The 20,233-nt window shown below is 41.2% G+C and carries 18 protein-coding genes and 1 pseudogene; 5 read left to right on the top strand and 14 right to left on the bottom strand.

All coding sequences use genetic code 11. The features are described 5' to 3' along the window. Nucleotides 1-3: 3 nt before the first annotated feature. The 9 genes and pseudogenes from ACFSBH_RS00785 to ACFSBH_RS00745 all read right to left on the bottom strand — a co-directional run bounded on the left by ACFSBH_RS00785 (nt 4) and on the right by ACFSBH_RS00745 (nt 8,259). On the bottom strand, nt 4-1,023 hold the full coding sequence (locus ACFSBH_RS00785; RefSeq protein ID WP_251514061.1) for a branched-chain amino acid ABC transporter permease: 1,020 nt from the start codon (nt 1,021-1,023) through the stop codon (nt 4-6). 6 nt (nt 1,024-1,029) lie between these two features. Continuing rightward, nucleotides 1,030-1,890, bottom strand: a complete 861-nt coding sequence (locus ACFSBH_RS00780) for a branched-chain amino acid ABC transporter permease (RefSeq protein WP_251514060.1) — start codon at nt 1,888-1,890, stop codon at nt 1,030-1,032. Nucleotides 1,891-1,901: 11 nt separating this feature from the next. Further along, entirely contained in the window at nt 1,902-2,609 is a 708-nt protein-coding gene (locus ACFSBH_RS00775) for an ABC transporter ATP-binding protein (protein WP_379595578.1), read from the bottom strand. Further along, nucleotides 2,609-3,361 (bottom strand): ABC transporter ATP-binding protein, encoded by a 753-nt coding sequence (locus ACFSBH_RS00770; RefSeq protein ID WP_251514058.1) that lies wholly within the window; start codon nt 3,359-3,361, stop codon nt 2,609-2,611. Before ACFSBH_RS00770 ends, ACFSBH_RS00775 begins: the two co-directional genes overlap by 1 nt. A gap of 72 nt (nt 3,362-3,433) precedes the next feature. Continuing rightward, nucleotides 3,434-4,636 (bottom strand): substrate-binding domain-containing protein, encoded by a 1,203-nt coding sequence (locus ACFSBH_RS00765; RefSeq protein WP_251514057.1) that lies wholly within the window; start codon nt 4,634-4,636, stop codon nt 3,434-3,436. A 71-nt stretch (nt 4,637-4,707) separates the two neighbouring features. Then, nucleotides 4,708-5,715 carry a 3-oxoacyl-ACP synthase gene (locus ACFSBH_RS00760; protein ID WP_251514056.1) on the bottom strand — a complete coding sequence of 336 codons (1,008 nt, stop codon included), beginning with the start codon at nt 5,713-5,715 and terminating at the stop codon, nt 4,708-4,710. Beyond that, a complete protein-coding gene (locus ACFSBH_RS00755) occupies nt 5,712-6,128 on the bottom strand; it encodes a MaoC family dehydratase (RefSeq protein WP_379595765.1) in 417 nt (138 codons plus the stop codon). The genes ACFSBH_RS00760 and ACFSBH_RS00755 overlap by 4 nt, the downstream gene beginning before the upstream one ends. A 33-nt stretch (nt 6,129-6,161) precedes the next feature. Further along, nucleotides 6,162-7,654, bottom strand: a pseudogene (locus ACFSBH_RS00750) (long-chain-fatty-acid--CoA ligase). A gap of 5 nt (nt 7,655-7,659) precedes the next feature. Continuing rightward, complete coding sequence (locus ACFSBH_RS00745; protein ID WP_251514052.1) at nt 7,660-8,259, bottom strand: TetR/AcrR family transcriptional regulator; 600 nt, start codon at nt 8,257-8,259, stop codon at nt 7,660-7,662. A gap of 162 nt (nt 8,260-8,421) precedes the next feature. On the opposite strand from ACFSBH_RS00745, the gene ACFSBH_RS00740 reads away from it, so the two are divergent. Both ACFSBH_RS00740 and ACFSBH_RS00735 read left to right on the top strand, forming a co-directional pair. Next, complete coding sequence (locus tag ACFSBH_RS00740) at nt 8,422-9,138, top strand: ferredoxin reductase domain-containing protein (RefSeq protein WP_251514050.1); 717 nt, start codon at nt 8,422-8,424, stop codon at nt 9,136-9,138. Between the two features lie 171 nt (nt 9,139-9,309). Then, nucleotides 9,310-10,170: a ComEC/Rec2 family competence protein gene (locus tag ACFSBH_RS00735; protein WP_251514049.1), complete on the top strand. Its 861-nt coding sequence runs from the start codon at nt 9,310-9,312 to the stop codon at nt 10,168-10,170. A gap of 239 nt (nt 10,171-10,409) precedes the next feature. Here the strand turns inward: ACFSBH_RS00735 and ACFSBH_RS00730 are convergent, their stop codons facing one another. Beyond that, nucleotides 10,410-10,892, bottom strand: coding sequence for a nucleoside deaminase (locus ACFSBH_RS00730; RefSeq protein WP_251514047.1), 483 nt, complete (start codon nt 10,890-10,892; stop codon nt 10,410-10,412). 285 nt (nt 10,893-11,177) lie between these two features. Then, nucleotides 11,178-14,414 (bottom strand): BTAD domain-containing putative transcriptional regulator, encoded by a 3,237-nt coding sequence (locus ACFSBH_RS00725; RefSeq protein ID WP_251514046.1) that lies wholly within the window; start codon nt 14,412-14,414, stop codon nt 11,178-11,180. A gap of 246 nt (nt 14,415-14,660) precedes the next feature. Here ACFSBH_RS00725 and ACFSBH_RS00720 point away from each other — a divergent pair, with 246 nt between their 5' ends. Together ACFSBH_RS00720 and ACFSBH_RS00715 are read left to right on the top strand one after the other, a co-directional pair. Beyond that, nucleotides 14,661-17,036: a polyprenyl synthetase family protein gene (locus tag ACFSBH_RS00720; RefSeq protein WP_379595573.1), complete on the top strand. Its 2,376-nt coding sequence runs from the start codon at nt 14,661-14,663 to the stop codon at nt 17,034-17,036. 173 nt (nt 17,037-17,209) lie between these two features. Then, nucleotides 17,210-17,626 carry a VOC family protein gene (locus ACFSBH_RS00715; protein ID WP_251514044.1) on the top strand — a complete coding sequence of 139 codons (417 nt, stop codon included), beginning with the start codon at nt 17,210-17,212 and terminating at the stop codon, nt 17,624-17,626. A gap of 94 nt (nt 17,627-17,720) precedes the next feature. Here ACFSBH_RS00715 and ACFSBH_RS00710 read toward each other — a convergent pair whose 3' ends face one another. Beyond that, nucleotides 17,721-18,041, bottom strand: coding sequence for a YflT domain-containing protein (locus ACFSBH_RS00710; RefSeq protein ID WP_251514043.1), 321 nt, complete (start codon nt 18,039-18,041; stop codon nt 17,721-17,723). Between the two features lie 228 nt (nt 18,042-18,269). Between ACFSBH_RS00710 and ACFSBH_RS00705 the strand changes: the two genes are divergently transcribed. Continuing rightward, nucleotides 18,270-18,788, top strand: coding sequence for a DoxX family protein (locus ACFSBH_RS00705; RefSeq protein WP_251514042.1), 519 nt, complete (start codon nt 18,270-18,272; stop codon nt 18,786-18,788). 101 nt (nt 18,789-18,889) lie between these two features. Here the strand turns inward: ACFSBH_RS00705 and ACFSBH_RS00700 are convergent, their stop codons facing one another. Both ACFSBH_RS00700 and ACFSBH_RS00695 read right to left on the bottom strand, forming a co-directional pair. After that, entirely contained in the window at nt 18,890-19,429 is a 540-nt protein-coding gene (locus ACFSBH_RS00700) for a GbsR/MarR family transcriptional regulator (RefSeq protein WP_379595570.1), read from the bottom strand. A 156-nt stretch (nt 19,430-19,585) separates the two neighbouring features. Beyond that, nucleotides 19,586-20,233 (bottom strand): ABC transporter permease, encoded by a 648-nt coding sequence (locus ACFSBH_RS00695; protein ID WP_251514041.1) that lies wholly within the window; start codon nt 20,231-20,233, stop codon nt 19,586-19,588.

Genomic DNA, 20,233 nt, shown 5'->3' with positions numbered 1-20,233 from the left:
TGTTCAAGCCCCTTTCCTATTTTCCTTCTTGCCGTCTGATTTTCGATTCGTTCGGAGCGCCCGCACTGGACGGTTCATAAACTTCGATTGAATAGTTCCGACAATCCCGAGCGGGAAAAAGATAACGACGAGGACATAGACGATTCCGTAAAGGATGATCCACCGTTCAAAAATCCAATGCACATCCGCCAGACCAGATAGCCAATGATGTGCAAATTCCACTAACCCTGCTCCGACAATCGGGCCAATCAATGTTCCAACTCCACCGATAATCGTCATGAGTAACACATCAATCGTCAGGTCTGTTGCAAACACTGCTGTATTTACAAATCGGAGTGACAAGGCATATAATACCCCTGCAAAACTAGCAACAACACCTGCGACAACACTTGCCAACACTTTATAATAAGTGACCTGAAAACCTAATGATTCTGTCCGATTTTCATTCTCACGGATTGCCATGAGCACCCGGCCAAATGGAGATCTTGTAAACCGTCTTAGCCCGAAAAATATCAACACCATCGACAGTAAGGAGAACCAATACATCGTCTCCGAATCACGGAAAAATTCGGGCAGGCTGAAAGTGAATCCGTCATTCCCTCCTGTAACCGAGCGCCATTTTTCCGCTAATACGAGGAATAATCCTGCAAGCGCCAAAGTGAGCATCGCATAGAAATGACTTTTCAGCCTAAGCGTGAGCGCTCCAACAATCAAACTTACAATTGCGGCAATAACTAATGCGATGATTGCTCCCAGAACGAAGGAACCAATCGTAGCATCCATCCGTCCAAGAGTAACCGCAGTGGAATAAGCACCAATCCCAAAGAACATGACATGTCCGAACGAAATGATACCTGTAAACCCTAGCAAAATATCATAACTCATCGCGAAAATCGCAAAAATGAAGATTTGAATGAAGATAAATTGCATACTTCTGCCCGTTACAATAAACGGAATAAAGATTAATAGAAAACTAATGGCTAAATAGATCCACGTACTCGTTTCCACACGACGTAAATTCACTTATCCTCACCCCTTCACCTGAAACAAGCCTTGTGGTCGGAAAATGAGTACAATGGTCATCAAAAGCATGTTCACTGCCAATGATAGAGCCGGCACATAGTAAGCCATAAAGGCTTGTGCTAATCCAACCAGAATAGCTGCAAATAATGATCCAGGAAAACTACCCATTCCACCGATAACAACAACGATAAATGCCAAGATAGAGAATTCAAGTCCCATCTCTGCATATATGACACCAGAATATACCGCATGCAGGATTCCACTTAATGCGGCCAACCCAGCACCTGTCATGAACACAAGCATAAAAACAAGTTTGATATTGATTCCAAGCGCCTGCACCATTTCCTTATCCATTACCCCAGCTCGAACGATCAAGCCGATTCGTGACTTTTTCAAGATTAAACTGGCAATGACAAAGACGAGGATACCAACCGCAATAATAAACAAACGATATTTGATAAGTACGATGTCTCCAACCATGAAGCTTCCCGCAAGAAAATCAGGTGGGAAAACCGCTTTTTGGTCAGGACCGAATGCTACTTTAATCAATTCTTGCAAAACGAGCATAAATCCTAACGTAATTAAAATTTGCTGCATATGGTTTCCATATACTGGACGTATGACGAGACGCTCTGTAACCAGACCAAGTAGTAGACCAATTAGAATTGCAGCGACAATTCCCAGTGTAAAGCTATTTGTCATCTGAAAGACCCAAACACCGGTATACGCTCCCCAAATGAATAACCCACCATGTGCAAAGTTCAACACACTCATTAATCCAAATATCAGTGTCAGACCGGCAGCAAGGAGGAAGATTAACATGCCCGTCGCAAGCCCGTTAATGACTAAGCTTATGAATAACTCCATTTTCACTCCCCCTATGAAATCCCAAGGTATTTTTTCATCGATTGCTTATCTTCCTTCAGTTCATCCATTGCACCGCTATGGACTGTAACTCCATCATCAATAATGTAGAAGCGGGTGCCGATTTGACTAGCCATCATAAAATTCTGCTCCACCAATACGATGGTCGTCTGTTCCTTCATTTGCTGGATGGATTCTGTCACTTTGTCCACCATAATTGGAGCGAGTCCTTTACTTGGTTCGTCGATAAGCAAGAGATCATTTTCATTTACATAGGCTCTGGCGATTGAGAGCATTTGCTTTTGCCCACCACTTAACTGTCCGCCTTCCTTCTTCCAGAACTTCTTTAAATCTGGAAAAAGCTCCAATATCCACTCGAGTCTCTCCGTCGTTTTTTCATCTTCCTTCTTCATCGCGACCCGTAGATTTTCACCAACCGTCAAGCCACCGAAGATCCCTTGGTCCTCGGGGACATAGCCGATTCCACTATTCGCAATATCAAAAGTAGTGCGTCCTACAATGGATTCACCTTTAAAGGAAATGCTTCCCTCGGACACCCGGTTCAGTCCCATGATTGTTCGAAGCGTCGTCGTTTTTCCGGCTCCATTTCTGCCTAATAGGACCGTCACTTCACCCTTAGGCACTTCAAAAGAGATGTCGTGTAAAATATGATAATGTTGGACAAATGCCTCCACTTTTTTTAATTCGAGCAGATTTTCCATTACACGCCACCTCCTAAATACGCCGCCTGCACCGTTTCATTTTCAACAATTTCTGCAGGTGTGCCCTTAGCAATCAACTCTCCGTGATAAAGCACCAACACTTCATCAGACAACCCCATAATCATATCCATTTTATGCTCTATCAGTACGATGGTACGATTGCCTTCATCTTTGATATTCCTGATCACATCCATAATTGCGGGAACTTCCTCGACAGACATTCCGGCTGTCGGCTCATCCAATAGTAAAATTTCAGTTTCCAAAGCGAGAAGCATCGCAATTTCCAATTTCCGCTTTTCTCCATGGGCGAGGCTTGCTGCAATTGCATTCGCTTTTTCCTTTAAGAAAACGATATCCAATAACTCTAAGGAACGCTTCTCAAAACCCGGGTAATGCTTAAAATGAGAGAAAATATTATATCTAACCTTATTTTTTGACTGCACTGCTAAACGAACATTTTCTAAAACTGTTAAATTCGGGAAAACATTTGTAATTTGAAAGGACCTACCAATTCCCATGCGGGCTCGTTTTGTAGTTGATACTTTAGTGATGTCTTCGCCTTTAAAATATATTGACCCGTTGGTAGGAGAGAGCTGACCGCTCAGTAGGTTGAAAAAAGTGGTTTTTCCTGCTCCGTTTGGTCCAATGATCGAGGTGAACTTCTTCTCGGGTATCTCCACAGTTACACCGTTAACAGCCACATGCCCACCAAAAGCAATCGATAAGTCCTTTGTCTCTAGTATTGCTGTCAAGCCACTTCCTCCTTCACGTTAAAATGGAGGACAAATCCTTTCTATAGGAAGAAAGGATTTGTCTTAAATTTTTTATTGATTCATAATCGGTGGTGCCGTTTGTTCTGGTGTCAGGACTTCCTTCAGAACCGGAACAGGATAGTCGAATTCATCACTTTCTTCCAATGTGACGGAATACATTTCCTGTAACGCCTGATGGTCTTCCGGTCTGAACGTCATTGTCCCTTTCGGTGTCTCAAAACTCATGCCTTCCATGGTTTCAATTAACTTGGCACCATCGGTATCTCCATCCGTTTGTTTAAGCGCCTCAATAATCGCAAGTGCGGAACTCATTCCCCCTGCTGTAAACAGATCTGGTGGAGAGTCATGCTCTTCCATATGTTTTTCTACGAGCCAATCATTCACTTCGTTGTCTGGAAGGTCATGATAATACAGTGTAAACCCTTCCATTCCAACTAACGGTGTCATTGATGGCAACGTAGCAATATCTGCCACACCTGTTGTCACTTTAATTCCTTGCTCGTCCAGACGCATATCCGCAATTTGGTTCCATGGCGTATTCGCTCCTGCCCAAACAACGAATAAATAATCTGGTTTTGCTTCAATAATCTTCTGGATGTTCGCTGTGAAGTCTGTAGCTGCCTGGTCTGCATATTCTTCCAGTACAAGCTCTGCCCCTAGCTCTTCCGCAGCTTCAATGAATGCTTTTGCACCGTCATGCCCAAATGAATAATCTGGTGCAAGGGTAGCAATTTTAACTCCTTCTCCTGCAACTGCAACAGCTGCAGCCTTAGCATCCTGAGAAGAGTTTCTAGCAGTTCGGAATACGTAGTCATTGTATTCCGCTCCAGTAATACTATCTGCCGCCGCAGGTTCAACTACCATAATCGTTTCATACTCCTCTGCTAACGGAGTGACTGCCAGTGTATCCCCTGAACTGGAAGATCCGACAAGGAAATCCACTTCATCTTCTTCCAACAACTTCAATGCTTTTTGTCTTGCAACCGTTGGATCGGTTTCTGTATCTTCAAAAATATACTCGATTTTTTTGCCTGCTACTTCATTGGTACCGTCTGTCCCATATTCAATACCTAATTCGAAGCCTCGTTGGGTTTGCAGACCGTATGTCTCTAATGCTCCCGTTCCGGAAATAAGTACCCCAACTTTTACAACATCTTGATCGCCTGATGCAGCTTCCCCATCATCGCCGCATGCCGCAAGAATACCGATTATAAAGACAATCAATAGTAAACCCCAAATACGTTTAACTTTCATGATACGTTTGCCCCCTTTTAGAAATTCATTACTACTTGAAGTCATCATAGTCACTTTAAGTTACAAGGAAGTTACATCGCAGATTCCAACCACCGAATGGCAGTGGCAGCCCATGTATAACCTGTGCCTGCAGAAACGATGACGGCAAGGTCTCCCTGATTCAGCATCCCCGCTTTTTCTGCCAAATGAATCCCAAAACAAGGGTCCAGTGCAGACATATGTCCATGATGCGTTAAATAAACGGCTTGTTCCTCTTGTAAACCTACTGATTTCAGCAAATCCCGAAACATCGACTTTTTAGTGTGTAATGGTAGAAGTACTTTTAAATCTTTTATATTTGCACCACTCTTTTCTACTGCCTCATGAATGACACGGGTGAAATTTGGAATGGATACTGGGTCCAATCTTTCTTTCATTCCTTGTGGATCAGGCACATCTAAATAATGCGATTTTTCTTGGACCACTTCTTCACTGACAGGATGGACAGAACCTCCTCCAGGAACAAGGACATCCGCATGAAAGGAGCCATCCGTAATAATAGATGACGCTAGAATTTCACTTTTCGTCGCATTCCTGGACACTAAAGCAGCCGCTCCTCCATCCGCAAAATTGAACATAAATCTTGAGCGCGGATTCTCGTAGTTGATGGCCTGTGATTCCTTCGAGCCACCAACCAGTAAAATATGGTTAATACTTTTATCAGAATAAATCATGTCCTTGGCAACCTTGACAGCGATTGGAAAGCAAGAGCTCACATTCATCATCTCAAACGAGTATGCATTTTTTGTACCAAGTTCATATTGTGCTTTGGAGGAAGCAGTCCAGATTGGATAATCTTTATACGGACTGCCAAAATAGATGACAACATCAATCTCAAGGGGATCGACGGATTTCAGAATCTCTTTTCCCGCTGCGACCGCCAAATCGGAAGCATGTTCATGCTCTGGAGCAACCCTCTTTTCATAGAGTCCGAACTTTTCAATAATCACCTCTTCCGGAATCCCTGTTTTAATTGCCAATTCTCCCGCTGTCGCTTTTAGAGCAGGTTCATAAATACTCGTAGCTTGAATACCGATCATCTTTGCTCCTCCTTTTTTGGAAGTTTCATCAATCCCTCGCCCTGTAAAACAATATCTCCGTGTTGATTCTCACAAGTCGTTGCCAATGTCAGCAGCCGTTTGGAATTCTCCAAGTCTATTACCTCAGCTTTGGCTGTAATCGTATCTCCGATATATACCGGCTTCTCAAAATGCAATGTTTGCGAAACATAGACAGAACCTGGGCCAGGCAAATGCATTCCCAACAACCGGGATAGGAAACTCGCAGTCAATAATCCATGACTGATCCGTTCTTTAAAAAATGTCTTCTTAGCATACACTTTGTCGACATGAATCGGGTTATAGTCACCGCTCAAACCGGCATACATCATGAAGTCTGTTTCGGTAATCGTTCTGGAAAAGGATGCAGTCTGTCCAATCTCAAAATCCATGATTGACACCTCACTTTCTATTATTAATATTCTGAATTAGGGAACCGTACTGATTAACTCTTTCAGCTTCACTTTATCAATCTTTCCAGTCGCATTTTTCGGCAATTCATCTAACACATAAATGCGTTTCGGAACTTTATAGTTTGCTAGCTTCGTCTTGCAAAACGAAATGAGTTCTTCATCGCTTATTGTTTTTCCATCACTTAGGGAAATGAATGCAATTGGTATCTCTCCCCATTTTTCATTTTCTATCCCTATAACAGCTGCTTCACTGACAGCCTCGTGTGTATAGATGATTTGCTCCACTTCGAGCGGATAAATATTTTCCCCGCCGGAAATAATCATGTCTTTCTTTCGTCCCGCTACATAAATGAATCCTTCTTCATCTTGGCGCATCAGATCACCAGTATAGAACCAACCATCACGAATCGCTTCTTTCGTTTGTTCTGGAAGTCCCCAATATTCTTTCAGGATGTTCGGACCTTTGAGGATGAGTTCTCCAACCTCCCCCTGCTTTACAGGCTTACCTGCTTCATCCACAAGTGCTATGTCACAAAACATCACTGGTTTTCCAATCGAACCGACTTTTCGCCTATAATCTTCTTCAGATAACATGAAAATCGTCGGTGAAGTTTCCGTCATTCCCATTCCCTGACCAAACGGCAAGCCACGCTCAAGGAAGCTATGGATAAGTTCCTTAGGACAAGGTGCACCCCCGCTATAGAACCAGCGGACAGAAGAAAAATCTGCAGTTGCAAATAACGGATGTTTACGGATTGTATCGTGAATGGTCGGGACACCCATAACTATGGTTATTCCGTACATTTCAATTGCCCGGATCACTTCTTCCGGATGAAATTTATTCGGTACGACGATCGTCCCACCGGCAAGCAAAGTAGGGAAAGCGAATAAGCCAATCCCGCCGATATGGAAGAGCGGCAATAGAACATGCGTGATATCCTTTGATGTAATATCTAGGGCATATTGATTATTCAATGCGTTCCAAAACATATTCGCTTGAGTTAATACCGCTCCTTTAGGTCTCCCCGTCGTGCCAGACGTGTAACAAATAATAAACGGATCATCATTAAAGTCGATAGAAACGTTTGGAATGGTGTTCTTTTGTTTGGGAAATTCTTCATCAAATGAGTAAGCGTTTTCAAATCGGTAAAAAGTTTTTATGGCCTCTAATAACTCTTCTGTGCTGTTTTCATAGAGAATCATCTTTGTTCCACTATCATTTACTTGAAAGGCTAATTCTGCGGCACGCAAGCGGATGTTTAAAGGGACGCAATTAAACCCAGTTGAGCAATTGCAAAGTAGGCAATCATATACTCCTCACGGTTATAAGATAAGATGGCCACACGCTCCCCTTTTTCCAGCTTGTATTCATGATGCAGCACACTTGCCATCTGCGTGACTTTTTCTGAAAGCTCCTTGTACGTATAACGATTCTGTTCACTTATGAGTGCAGTACGGTTCGGAGTAATCTCCGCTCGTTTATGAATCCAATAAGCAATCGATTCCATGTTCACTACCCCCTGCCATTTATTCCATGAAAGATAACTTCCATGACTTCATCGAACACATCATCCGGGACAAGCTCATTCTCCCAAAGGACCCAGCGCATTCCAATAAATTGACCGATGCCCATCATCGAGTAAGCAATTGTTTCAGGTAGGAGGGGTTTACAATCCCCACCATCAATCGCTGTTTCAATGGATTTGATGAAGCCATCGGCAAGCTTTTCATAATACCAGCGATATAAAGAAGGATCTACCAATACCAACTGCTGGACAACACTATAGAGGTTTCTATGGTCAAGCACCCATTTAAAAAATGCATGGTAGCCGGCCCGTTGTTTTTCCTCGAATCCCTCCTGCTCCTCCATTGCCTCCTTAATGGCAAAACGAAGATCAGAGCTCAATTGGTAAATCAATTCATCGAAAACAGCTTTTTTCGTTGGAAAGTAATTGTAGAATGTCCCTTGTGCTACTCCAGTTCGGAGCGTAATCTCCGCAACAGATGTTTCATAATAACCTTTCTCCCCAAAAACTTGTTCCGCAGTTGTTAATATCCTTCTTTTCGTCTCGATTCCTTTTTTCGTTAGTCGCGAACTTTTAATTTCTGACATATGACTCACCTCTCAGTTTTAGAATATAATTAATTATTAGAAAATTTGCAAGAGGATTTATAAAAAGTTTTAGGAATATATCATACATTTAATTGAGAATTGTTATCATTTATAGTATGTTAATAATAACAAAAGCTTTTATTGATGAAGGAGAATACCATCATGCAAATATATTGGACGAAAATAGATAAGATTATCGAAGAGACAGCTGAGGTGAAAACATACTTGCTTGAGTGCCCGGAAGGCTTCACTTGGGAAGAAGGCTCATTTATCCATCTGGCTTTAGAAGGATTTAATGCGGGGGAGAAACCAAATAAATCCCTCGTTCGACATATGTCCATCTGTACGTTGCCTAAAGAAAATTCCATTGGGATCACGACACGCATCAGAGAACAATGTTCCGAGTACAAGGCGATTTTAAGAAATCTAGAAGTCGGCAGTAAGGTTGCCGTCTTTAAAACACGTTGCAATGTACCGTTGAAAAGGGAGAATAAAAATATTTATCTTCTCTCATCAGGTGTAGGTCTGGCAACATTTAGACCGCTAGTCCTTGATTATCTGGAACATCCTGAGAACGTTCCACACATTCATTCTCTGAACATCGATTCGTCTAAGGATTTCCTCTTCCCTGATATTTTCAAAACTGCAGCTGACAAGAATTTCACTTCCGAATTCGTCGATAACCGTAAAGACTATTATGAAAAAGTAGAAGAACTTGCGATGGATAAAGAGGGATTGTTCTACATCGTCGGCAGTGATGAGTTCCTTATGCAAAACATTGAATTATTACGTGAGCACGGCATCCAGCCTCAACAAATCTTGCTGGATAAGAATGAGAAACAATTGCCTAATTTTTTACCAGTGGATTTGTCGGTTTAAAGAAGTAAGAAGTGTTTATCTCTGGATAACACTTCTTTTTTTGTATAAATTAGGGGGTTTTTTGCACATTGTTCATGGCATGCATCTAGTAGGGCCCCTCCGCTCTTGCTTCGGATAGTTTAATTAGCAATTAACTAGGGAATTATCATACATCTAAAGGGGGACTTTACTATGAAAAAGTGGTTCAGCTTTATTTTCATTCTAATTTTCATCTTTCCTGCCAGCATCCATGCTGATCCGAATCCCCCATTGCGGGTCCATTTCATAGATGTTGGTCATGGGGATAGCGTATTAATTGAAACCCCAAAAGGAAAATCTGTTTTAATTGATGGCGGCCAGCAAGATGCTGGAACTAAACTTGTCGACTATTTAAATCAAGCCGATATTGAAGAAATCGATTTAATGGTTGCAACACATCCGCATTTTGACCATATTGGCGGTCTCATAAATGTAATGAAAAATTTTCCGGTCAAACAGCTCATCGATAACGGACGAGTTGATTTAACAAAGACTTATCTAATCTATCAATGGCATATTCTTAGAGAAGGCATTCCTATCACAACAGCGGATGAAAAGGAGAGGATCCCATTAGATGACTCTTTGGATATTCAAGTATTAAATTCCGGCGGGGATATATTCAGCAACAATGAGTCCTCAATCGTATTAAAAGTATCTTATAACGATATCGATTTTCTATTTATGAGTGATGTTGAAGCAGAACAGGAAGAAGAAATCAAAGAAAAATACAATCTAGATGTAGAAGTCTTAAAAGCAGCCCACCACGGTTTCAATGCAAACACGATGGCCTTCTTAAAAGAAGTAGATCCGGAGACCGCAGTCTTGACATACAGCCAATCGAACGGATATGGCCATCCGACCGATCGCGTAATTAAGAACCTCAGGAAGCTCAAAACACAGATTTATTCCACTGCAAAATCAGGAAATATTTTAATTGAAACCGACGGAAAAGACTATGTTATTGTACCTCAGTTTGAGCCGAGGATGGAAGAAAACGAGGAAGATAAACAGTAAACAACTAGTCCTAAAATAAATTGATACTGAAGATGTATACTGTATTCCCGTAAAATCGGGGAGGGTTTTCGGTAGAGCGAATAGGAGATAGTCTCACGTGCCCTCTAGGGAGATTTTTCAATGATAGAGGGAACATAAGATGAACTTCCAACTTCATCGGCAAGTGCTTGGCAACAGAATAAAAAAAGGAGATCCAAATCGGACTCCTTTTTCGTAAATCACGTTAAATGTCAAATGCATCAACGTTTCTTTTCATAAAACTCAAGGTGCAGCTTATGAACTTGTTCCACTAATTCAGGTACCGGTCCATCCACTGTAACATCGCGGATCACGTCCTGGATCGGTAAATTCCTGACACGTGATGGCGGGACTCCAATTTCACTCAGCCATTGAACTAACTGTTCAGACGAGCTTGCATAAACAATCCGACCTAAGCCAACCCAGCCGTGGGCTGCTGCGCACATCGGACAATGTTCACCAGAGGTATACACGACTGCCTTGCTTCTTTCTTCAGGCGTCATATTATTAGCTGCCCATCTTGCCAAAGCAAATTCAGGATGTTGTGTGTGATCACCACCTGCAACATGATTATGATCTTCCATGAGAACTTCGCCGTCTGCTGACACTAGTACAGAACCAAACGGCTCGTCACCTTTCCTTAATGCAGTTTCAGCCAGTTCCACACAACGCCGTAAATACTTCAAATCCGACTCACTAATCATCCATGCATCCTCCCACCATATTAATCTAACTTGCTCTACTAAAAGTCAATCAAATTCTTGGGTGTTTAGCAAGCTAAGAACTCGAAGGAATGAAATCTAATTCTATTCGTGCTCTTAGAAGCGAGTTAAGAACACGAACGACGGAATGCTAATCCCATTCATGCGCTTAGAAATGAGTTAAGTACATGAAGGGCAAAACTTAGGGTCACGTTCATGTACTTAATACCACTTAAGGACTGGATTACCAAGGATTTTTTCTATCCCAGTCATTATTAATACCTGTTTCTAGTAAACATCCAGCTCTTCAGCATCCAACACCAATTTATACATTTCCCTCGTCTGCTCCATCGGCTCTACCCCCAACTCGTCCTCAAGCACTTCGCAACATTTCTCATACCAACGGATTGCTTGTGGGCGGTTGTTGTTTTGATAATAACAATACATGAGCAGTCGATACGCCTCCTCCCAAGTCGGATCTACCGCAAGAATCCGTTCACACCACTCTAGGGCGAGATTGAATTCCAGCAGCCGAATCGCGTGCTGGGCAAGTAGTTCAGCACCTCGTAGAAAGAGCTGACGTAGCCGTTCCCGTTCTGAGTTTGTCCATGATTTAAAACGGAGATCGTTTAAATAATCTCCTTTATAAAGATTAAGCCCTTCTTCCAGAATTTCGGCAGCATGTCTCGGATTGGTTTCTTCCAACCCTTTGCTGATGAGATTTTCAAATATCATACTATCCATTTCATAGGCAGCATTAGGGTTTAATCCGTACGCACTACCTTCACGTAAAACGAAGAAAGATTCCTCCCGTGCTTTTCTATGAGGTTCCAGTACTTTAAGCAAAGCGTTCAATGTCACCTTGAAGTTTTTATTCGCCGTTTCCTCCTCCTGATCCGGCCATAAATACTGGAAGATTTCCTCTTTCTGTAATTTCATATGACGATGGGTAATCAATAACTCAAATAATTCCTTCGCCTTTCCACGTTGCCAATCTTGAAGAGCTATTTCCTTTGTGCCTAAAGTCAATCTCAAGTTGCCGAGCGTATGAATAACTAATGTATAACCCGGATGATTCTTAATCGCATGATCAACTCCAAGCTCGGTGAGCATCCGTGAAACGAAAGCAGTTTCCACCTTCAACTTTCGCGCCTCAAGAAGCATTGGAGCGATATTTTGCATATCAAGCGGGCCGAAACTAGTCCGTTTCTTCAGGAAGAATTCATAGCCTTCCAATTGGACGGCTTGGAGAAATTCCGTCATTTCCATTTTGAATGTATCTGTATCTTGCTGTTCAAAAGCGATATAAGCGGACCAAAAATGCGTCAACATGAGTGCATAGCGATCACCACAAGCACGCATATCATTTCTTACTTGCTCCAGAATTTCCGATGCCCTTTCATAGTTACTTTGATAAATTTCTGTAATGACCATTCCGAGTTTGATAAGCGCACCAAGCCAGCGATCTTTTACTTTTTCTGTTTCGATTAGCCCACGTTCTGCATGATCGATGGCAAGATGATAGTTTTTCGCATGTCCGTATAAAATGGATAGACCCATATACGGTTCTGCTTTTCCACGGGATACATTAATTTTCTCCATCACATTCAAAGCCGTTTCATAACATTGGATAGCGAGCTTCTGGTCGTATTGATTCGTCAGCTGAGCGGAATGGCCCAGACGCATCCAACCACATGCCTCAACGAAAGGAGATTGGGTTTTCAAACCTAGTTGGATACTTTCTGTCGCTAGTCGTTTACTTTCCTCTGCGTCTCCCATAAAGGCTGCAATCAACGATAAAATTACATCCGTCTCCCGATGGGATTGGGGTAAGTGTTTCTGTGTGCGGCTTTTCGTTTTCTTTTCGATTAAAACTTCTTTCGCCTTCTGTAACCGGCCGGTCCTTAAATAGATACGGGCCTGCAGGTTGCTCTCCTCCAACGGTAGGTTCAGCCGTTTCGCCCGGTCATACCAAGCTTCTGCTTTTACAGCTTGTCCTGCATTCAACAAGTTTTCAGCCATCAGGATATAAATTTTAGCCATTTCCTTCTTTGTGGCATTTGCCTGTTCCCGAAGGATAAGCGCTTGATTAACAAACCGTTCTGCACGATCCGGTTGAATCGTATCGAGATAAATTTGTGCCTTGCCTTCAAGTGCAAGACTCATTAAATAGGTATCTTCATTTCCCTCTTCCAAGGCTGCAATCATCGCATCATAGCTTTGTTCAGCCTCTTCATATAATGAACGATATCGCTCAATTTCACCTTGGTAAAAGTAGAGTCGCGGATATTTCACTTTATAGACATCATGCAATCCGTTCAATAAATCATATAAAGCTTGTAATCGACCAGCCTGAAGCATGGAACTTCCCTTCTTATTAAGAATAGCTGCAATAGCCTGCTCTTCATTGATTTCCTGGTAATGGTATAATGCAGATTCGCTATCCCCTTTCCGCTCAAAGTAATTAGCGGCTCGCTTATGGAGCGCTTTCCATTCGACTTCGTATTTTTCTTTCATCGCATTTTCTAAAAATGCTTGAAACAGAGCGTGATAACGATAGGTTCCATCTCCTTCCTCAATAAACAGATTCTGTTCCAGCAGGTTGGTCAGAATTTCCTCAGATCCTTGGATATCTAATACATAATCACAAGTTTCCGGAGTGAGCACATGTAAAATGCTGGATTGCATAAGAAATTGTTGGGTGATTAGTGATTGTTTCGAAAGTACTTCCGTCGCTAAATAGGAAAACAAATCCCTGAGCGACTTTTTCTGATTGCTAAGCAAAGTCGTAATCGACGTATTCTCGACGAGCTGTTGGGCCAACATATTAAAAGCGATTGCCCAACCTTCCGTAAGACGATAAATATTAGCTACTTCCTTGTCGGATAAACTCATTTCATAAATTTCTTCCAATATATAAGACATCTCTGCTGGCGAAAGGACTAAGTCATACTGCGTAATCTCAAGTAAATCACCTTGCCCCATCAACTTCGGCAGTATTTTCCAGCGTGGTTTTCTTCTGCTTGCCACGATAAGATGGAAATTCGGCGGCATATATTCAAGGACATACAGCAACCAATTTTCAATGTCAGTCACCTGCATCACATGATGAAAGTCGTCCAAAATTAAAATAATTTTCTCTTGCCGTTCAGCTATCTCATTAATAAATAACGTCGCTATGGAATAAATTTCTTCAGTTGTCATATAGTTATCAAGATGTTGGATTTCCTTTTGGAGGGTTTCGCCAAATTCAGGATGGCAATGGCGAATGGCATAAATGGTTTTTACGATAAAGGGTAACAGATCGTCGTCATGTTGGGAAATGGAATACCAGGAAACTGCTTTTTGCTTCTCAGCAAACAAAGTGAGTGCCGTACTTTTACCATAACCAGCACCGGCATATACAAGAGTGAGTGGATTGTTCGGGATATCCCTGAACTTTTTATTCAATTGACTACGTTCAATAAACCGATTACTTGTTGGCGGTGCCGAAATCTGCCCTTTCACTATCGGTATATTTCTCATTTCCCAATCCCCCTTTCTGGACAATTTAGTATTTTCTTTCATTTTACCATAGCTTGACTAACCAGTGAAATCAATTTTACAAAGTATGGATAGTTGTTCAGTCTAGCTTATTCATTATATTCGTGTTACGTTGAGAATATTATTTTATCAAATGTGATCATTCCCTTTCATATAGAGGAATGAAGTAAAATTATGATGTTAGCTCGTTTTACGTAATAATTGAAATAAAGATAGAGGGTATTATAGATGGATAAAGAATGGAGTAAGAAAAGAGAAGAAAGCTATCAGGTGCAGGAAAAGAGAGCGATGGAATATTTTTCTGAGCTTTCTCATGGGGTTGCGGCAAAAACGTATGCCTCCACCTTGCTGGAAGACTTGAAAATCTGGGAAAAACAGCATGTCGGAAAGCACTCTGCTGTGGACTTCCTAATGAAACGCAAAAACAAACCTAGTCGAAAAAACTATCATCGCTACATCAAATGGTTGGATGGCACAAAGCAATTAGAAAGATTTCTTGATCGCAGTGTCGCCTATATTTTTATACGTGATTTAGGAAAGTCCTTAACCGAAGCAGATTCAGGAGAAAAGCTTGAACGCACAAAAGCATTCTTTAAAAACATACTAATCAGTGATAAGAATGAATTATTCCGGATGGAAAGTCTATTCAGACTGGCCCAAAAGGAAGGAATTGAAAGCTCGTTTATATGGTTAATTGAAAAAGTCAAGAACATCCAACAGGTCATCCCTGACGGATTGGATGCATCAGAAGCTCGTAGGAAATTACTGAAATTGATTGCTGGGGTACTCATGCATCAATTGGATCATCTACCGAAAGATGTGACTCCTGATGAGCGAAGAGAGGCATTGGATGAGTCCATCCGATTAGGATATGCGTACGGCCTTACCTACCCATTCATCGATGACTTACTAGATTCTGATCTATTGACTGCAGTTGAGAAAAAGCAGTATTCTGCTTTTATCCGTTCAACCCTTGTTACAGGTGAAGTACCAGACATGACGCAGTGGACTGGATCTCACCCCGATTTCATCGGTTTTATCCACACCGAACTGAAGGCAGGATTTGAATATATAAAGGAGAAGCAGCCAGAAGCTTTACGCAATCGCTTTTTCGAGGAAGCATATGTATTTTTTGAAGCACAGGAAAGAGACCGTTTAAAAACATTGGACAATCCACATTATCGTAATGAAGAAATTTTCGTTCCAATTATATTAAAATCAGCCTTTTCCCGATTGATCGTCCGTTCCATCATTGGCGCTCCGGTAGATGACGGTTTCCATGATCGGACATTTTATTATGGAATTTATAATCAGTTGGCAGATGACTTTACGGATATGTTTATGGATTTAGAAGCGGGGGCTGTCACTCCATACACGTATTATTTAACGTATCATGAAAAACGCAAGGATTTACTGAATCCGTTTGAACTGTATTGGACGGTAGTTACTTATTTACTTCATCATGTGTATGATTCTGATGACGTCGTACGGGAAGTCATGGTGAGCCGGGCAATCAATAGTCAGCAGCGTTTTAAAAAGCGGATCGGAGACAGCTCATATGAAGATTTGATGGCGGTCATAAAGCCTGGGGAAGAAGACTTTTGGAATCATCTTCAAAGGCTAATCCAAAAGGCAGAAGATGTAGATTTCCTTGATAAGCTGATCCGCGACCATATGATTGCAAATTATGGACAGGAAGAAGAGGAAAGAGATGAATTTTTGGCGAAGATTGAGGAACTTCGAATAGCCATCAATGAATTCATATCTGTTGAAGATATTCCTAACGCAACAGGGCTGTCAGCAAATTTGGAAGTACCCCTGGCCAAAGCTGCCAATTATTCTTTGGAAAGCGGCGGAAAAAGATTACGACCGATATTAACTTGGTTTATGGGCGTCGAAGAATTTGATCTTAAAGAAGAGGCGTTAGTTCCCGTATTAAAATCATTGGAATACATGCATACCGCATCCTTGATTTTTGATGACCTTCCTGCCCAGGATAATGCAGAATTCAGAAGAGGGCGCCCTACTTTACATGAAGTTTATCATACCGCGATGGCTGAAATTACCGGGCTTTACCTAACTCAAAAGGCTGTTTACGAGCAGACGACATTGGAAGCATTTGATGCGAAGCTTGTACTGAAATTAATTCAATATTCATCAAGCACGATTACAGAGATGTGCAAAGGTCAATTGATGGATCTGGAATCAAAAAATAAGCAGTTGACCCTCGAACATTTAGAGGCGATCTGTTTTTATAAAACTGGTCTAGCCTTTGAGGCATCTCTCGTCATGCCGGCGATTTTGGCTGGCAAGGATGCAACGGAGATTGCGACCTTGAAGAAATACGCGTATCATGCTGGGATTGCGTTCCAAATTAAAGATGATCTACTCGATGCAGAAAGTGATGAAGCATTGCTTGGGAAGCCTACTGGCCAAGATATTGAAAATGAAACATCAACATTCGTGACAGTTTTAGGATTGGAACAAGCGAAGATTGCGATGTGGGAGCATTACACGCTTGCAGCAGAAACGCTTAAACAAATCAAACAGCGGACGAATTTTCTAAGACATTTCCTTCAATATATTGTAAATCGGGATAGTTAAGGTAAAGGGAATGCGATGCTTGTTTGCCTTTTGAAAAAGTTATAAAGGATAATAGTAAGTAATAGCGAATAGTAAATAAAAGGGTTTTTAAGATTTAATTCATAAATCGCTGTTCTTCAGGTGAAAGCAAGAGTGAACGAAGTAATCAAATTCAGAAATGGAGTTTGTTCAACATGTCAGTAGAGGTATATTTGGTTTTTAATGGAAATTGTCGCGAAGCTGTAGAATTTTATTCAAAAGTCTTCAATTCGGAGATTGAAATGTTGACAACCTTTGGTGATACTCCAGAGCAACCGGGTTTTGAACTTCCCGAAGAGGCGAAAAATCGAATCATGCATGCCCGTTTGAACATCAGCGGAAACAGGGTGATGTTTTCCGATACGTTCCCAGGACAGCCTTTTACCCAAGGTGACAATATTACCTTAGCATTAGTCCATCAAAATATGGACGATCTTCGTAATTGGTATGAACAACTGAAAGATGGCGGAACAGTTGCCGTTGAATTGCAAGAAACATTCTGGAGCAAACTGTACGGTAAAGTTGTAGATAAGTTTGGGATTCATTGGCAATTAAATTACGATGGCGAATAAGTGAATCGACAATACACTACCATTTGTAGTCAACATCATGAAAGAAGGCAGACCATATCTTGGCGCTGCCTTTTTCATTTATTACTATTTAACCTTATCGTTTAGCGACAATCACAATATAGCCTTTATCAAGCTCTTCCTCATAACGGTCAGCTTCTGCTTCAGATAGACCAAGGTTTTCAAATTGGGAACGAAGCTCGTCTCCTCGAGAACGGAAGACATTCGCGATTTTATCAAATACACCTTCTTCTTTCATACCTACTTCGTTCACATGTAAGTTGTCTGATAACTGTTCCGTACGATCTTCTTCATGAGCTACCACATAAATTTCATCTTTTGTATACCCTTGGAGTGTCAGTTGATCAATTTTATCTTTAGCTTTCACACTATTTTCTACTACATATACGTTTTCCATCATTACATCCTCCTCAGAAATTTGTTTCGTGTTGTACTGTATGTTTATCCGTTATAAAAAAAATGAAACATCAGTGAAGGATGTCAAGAAGTTTTTTAAATAAATCATTCTCTCACAAAAAAATGTTACATCCTTGTGAAGTATATTGCAAACTCGAGAAAAAAGGATTATAGTTGAATTGTAAGTTAGTGAAATGTTTCACAATATATTATGTGAGGAGATAATCAAATGAAAAACTTTCTTAAAGGACCTATTATGTCTATTGTCTGGACTGTGTTACGTATATGGCTTGGTGTAAAATGGATTACTGCAGGTTTCGGAAAAGTGACCGGGGAATTTGATGCAACAGGTTTCCTACAATTCGCACTTACAAATGCAACTGGTGAAAACCCTACAGTACAAGGCTGGTACGCAGCATTTTTAGAAGGATTTGCGATTCCTAACGTTGGACTTATTAATATCTTAATTCCTTGGGGAGAGCTTTTAGTCGGTATTGGTTTAATCCTAGGTGCAGCTACAATCCCAGCTTTAATTGCCGGTGCCTTCATGAACTTAAACTTTTTACTTGCAGGAACATTAAGCACAAATCCTATTCTTTTTACGGTTGCTATTGTGATTTTATTCACAGGTTCAGCTAGTTACTATTATGGTGTTGACCGTTTTGTTGCCCCATATATCAAGGCACGTTTTGGCAAAAATAACTGTCCAGAACCAAATCGTGGTGAAGCAGTTAATCAACCAGCTTAATAGAGCTTAATCAACAAAGAGACAGAGCTTAGAAGTGTACTTTATAGAGTACATCTCAAAAGCGTCTGTCTCTTTTATATAAAAGCATATTTCTGCAAGCATTAACTTTCCTTCTTAGGGACATGTTTAAATATTTCACCACTCTCGAAGAATTCGGCGACTCGGCGTACCCAGTCATGATAATCCATCCACTCTTTGAATTCAACGAGAAGTTCATTAATGAGTTGTTCTTCTTCCTCTGTCAAATCTGGAGACTCTTTCATCTCGCTTAGTCTTCTTTTCAGTTTTTGTTCAAAATTTCTGTTCTTGGTGATCGCTTTTTGCCATGTGGAATTGAATAAGGAAATAAAGGTTTCGTAATGATCTTTTTCCACCTGATATAAGTCTTTGCGTACCCCTTTTTTAAATGCCCGCTCCAGCATGTCGATGTCAAGCATCCTGCGAACGACTTGACTCATCCTTGTTTTGCTCATACCAGTTTCAGCAGCCAATTCATCTAGCGTCATCGGTCCACCGTTCATATAAATAATCCCAAGTACCCTGCCAACAGTTGATGGGGCTCCAAAAGCGTTCATACTCTCGGAAATTTTATCTATAAATTGTAATTTGATATCTTCAATACTTTCCATGCGTTCCATCATCCAATCCCCCCTTCCATCATCTGGTCAGCAACATGATAACTTAACTATACTACCATAATTCTATATCTAATAGAATGATGAAAGCTATTACAATTTCACTTTTAATTATTGCCGTTCAGAAGTGAGCTCTGAACGACAATTTTATAATAGATTAAACTATGATGTTTTCACCGGGTGGAGTTTACGTTCAATCCAGCCCATCACCACATCAGCAATAATTGCCATGAATGCTGTCGGAATTGCTCCAGCTAAAATAATTGCTGTACCGTCTGTTGCATTCGTACCGGTAACGATAATCGCACCTAATCCCCCAGCGCCGACGAATGCACCAACCGCTGCAATCCCGATACCGATAACGATGGCTGTCCGTAAACCTGCCATGATGACACTGACTGCCAAAGGCAATTCAACCATCCGAAGCACTTGGAAGCGAGTCATTCCAGACGCATAGGCTGCTTCTACGACATTTTTGTCGACGCTCTTCATCCCGACATACGTATTTTGTGTAATCGGCAAGATGGAGTATAGCATCAAAGTAAAAATAGCTGTATTGACACCAAGACCGAATACGAGCATGATGACTGCCATCGCCCCTAGGGCAGGGATGGTCTGAATGATACTTCCAAGAGATAGCACCCAGGCACTAAGTTTCCCATATTTTGCAATCAATATGCCAAGAGGGATGGCAATAATAGCTGCAAACAATACTCCATACGCCGCCATTAGAAAATGCCGGTAAAATTCAACCCAAATATAATCGGCATTCGTGCTGACATAAGTGATGAGTTGTTGTAATGTTTCCAT

Source organism: Oceanobacillus luteolus, from assembly GCF_042678205.1.
In the GTDB taxonomy this organism is placed as follows: Bacteria; Bacillota; Bacilli; order Bacillales; family Amphibacillaceae; genus Oceanobacillus; species Oceanobacillus luteolus.
The sequence above is the reverse complement of the archived record's forward strand: the minus strand, read 5'-3'. Positions and strand labels throughout refer to the sequence as shown.

Coding starts and splice junctions, on each gene's coding strand:
- ACFSBH_RS00745 (WP_251514052.1), bottom strand. CDS start 8,259: ATGTCAGAAATTAAAAGTTCGCGACTAACGAAAAAAGGAATCGAGACG.
- ACFSBH_RS00775 (WP_379595578.1), bottom strand. CDS start 2,609: ATGGAAAATCTGCTCGAATTAAAAAAAGTGGAGGCATTTGTCCAACAT.
- ACFSBH_RS00760 (WP_251514056.1), bottom strand. CDS start 5,715: ATGATCGGTATTCAAGCTACGAGTATTTATGAACCTGCTCTAAAAGCG.
- ACFSBH_RS00725 (WP_251514046.1), bottom strand. CDS start 14,414: ATGAGAAATATACCGATAGTGAAAGGGCAGATTTCGGCACCGCCAACA.
- ACFSBH_RS00695 (WP_251514041.1), bottom strand. CDS start 20,233: ATGGAAACATTACAACAACTCATCACTTATGTCAGCACGAATGCCGAT.
- ACFSBH_RS00705 (WP_251514042.1), top strand. CDS start 18,270: ATGAAAAACTTTCTTAAAGGACCTATTATGTCTATTGTCTGGACTGTG.
- ACFSBH_RS00735 (WP_251514049.1), top strand. CDS start 9,310: ATGAAAAAGTGGTTCAGCTTTATTTTCATTCTAATTTTCATCTTTCCT.
- ACFSBH_RS00780 (WP_251514060.1), bottom strand. CDS start 1,890: ATGGAGTTATTCATAAGCTTAGTCATTAACGGGCTTGCGACGGGCATG.
- ACFSBH_RS00720 (WP_379595573.1), top strand. CDS start 14,661: ATGGATAAAGAATGGAGTAAGAAAAGAGAAGAAAGCTATCAGGTGCAG.
- ACFSBH_RS00700 (WP_379595570.1), bottom strand. CDS start 19,429: ATGATGGAACGCATGGAAAGTATTGAAGATATCAAATTACAATTTATA.
- ACFSBH_RS00765 (WP_251514057.1), bottom strand. CDS start 4,636: ATGAAAGTTAAACGTATTTGGGGTTTACTATTGATTGTCTTTATAATC.
- ACFSBH_RS00730 (WP_251514047.1), bottom strand. CDS start 10,892: ATGATTAGTGAGTCGGATTTGAAGTATTTACGGCGTTGTGTGGAACTG.
- ACFSBH_RS00710 (WP_251514043.1), bottom strand. CDS start 18,041: ATGGAAAACGTATATGTAGTAGAAAATAGTGTGAAAGCTAAAGATAAA.
- ACFSBH_RS00740 (WP_251514050.1), top strand. CDS start 8,422: ATGCAAATATATTGGACGAAAATAGATAAGATTATCGAAGAGACAGCT.
- ACFSBH_RS00715 (WP_251514044.1), top strand. CDS start 17,210: ATGTCAGTAGAGGTATATTTGGTTTTTAATGGAAATTGTCGCGAAGCT.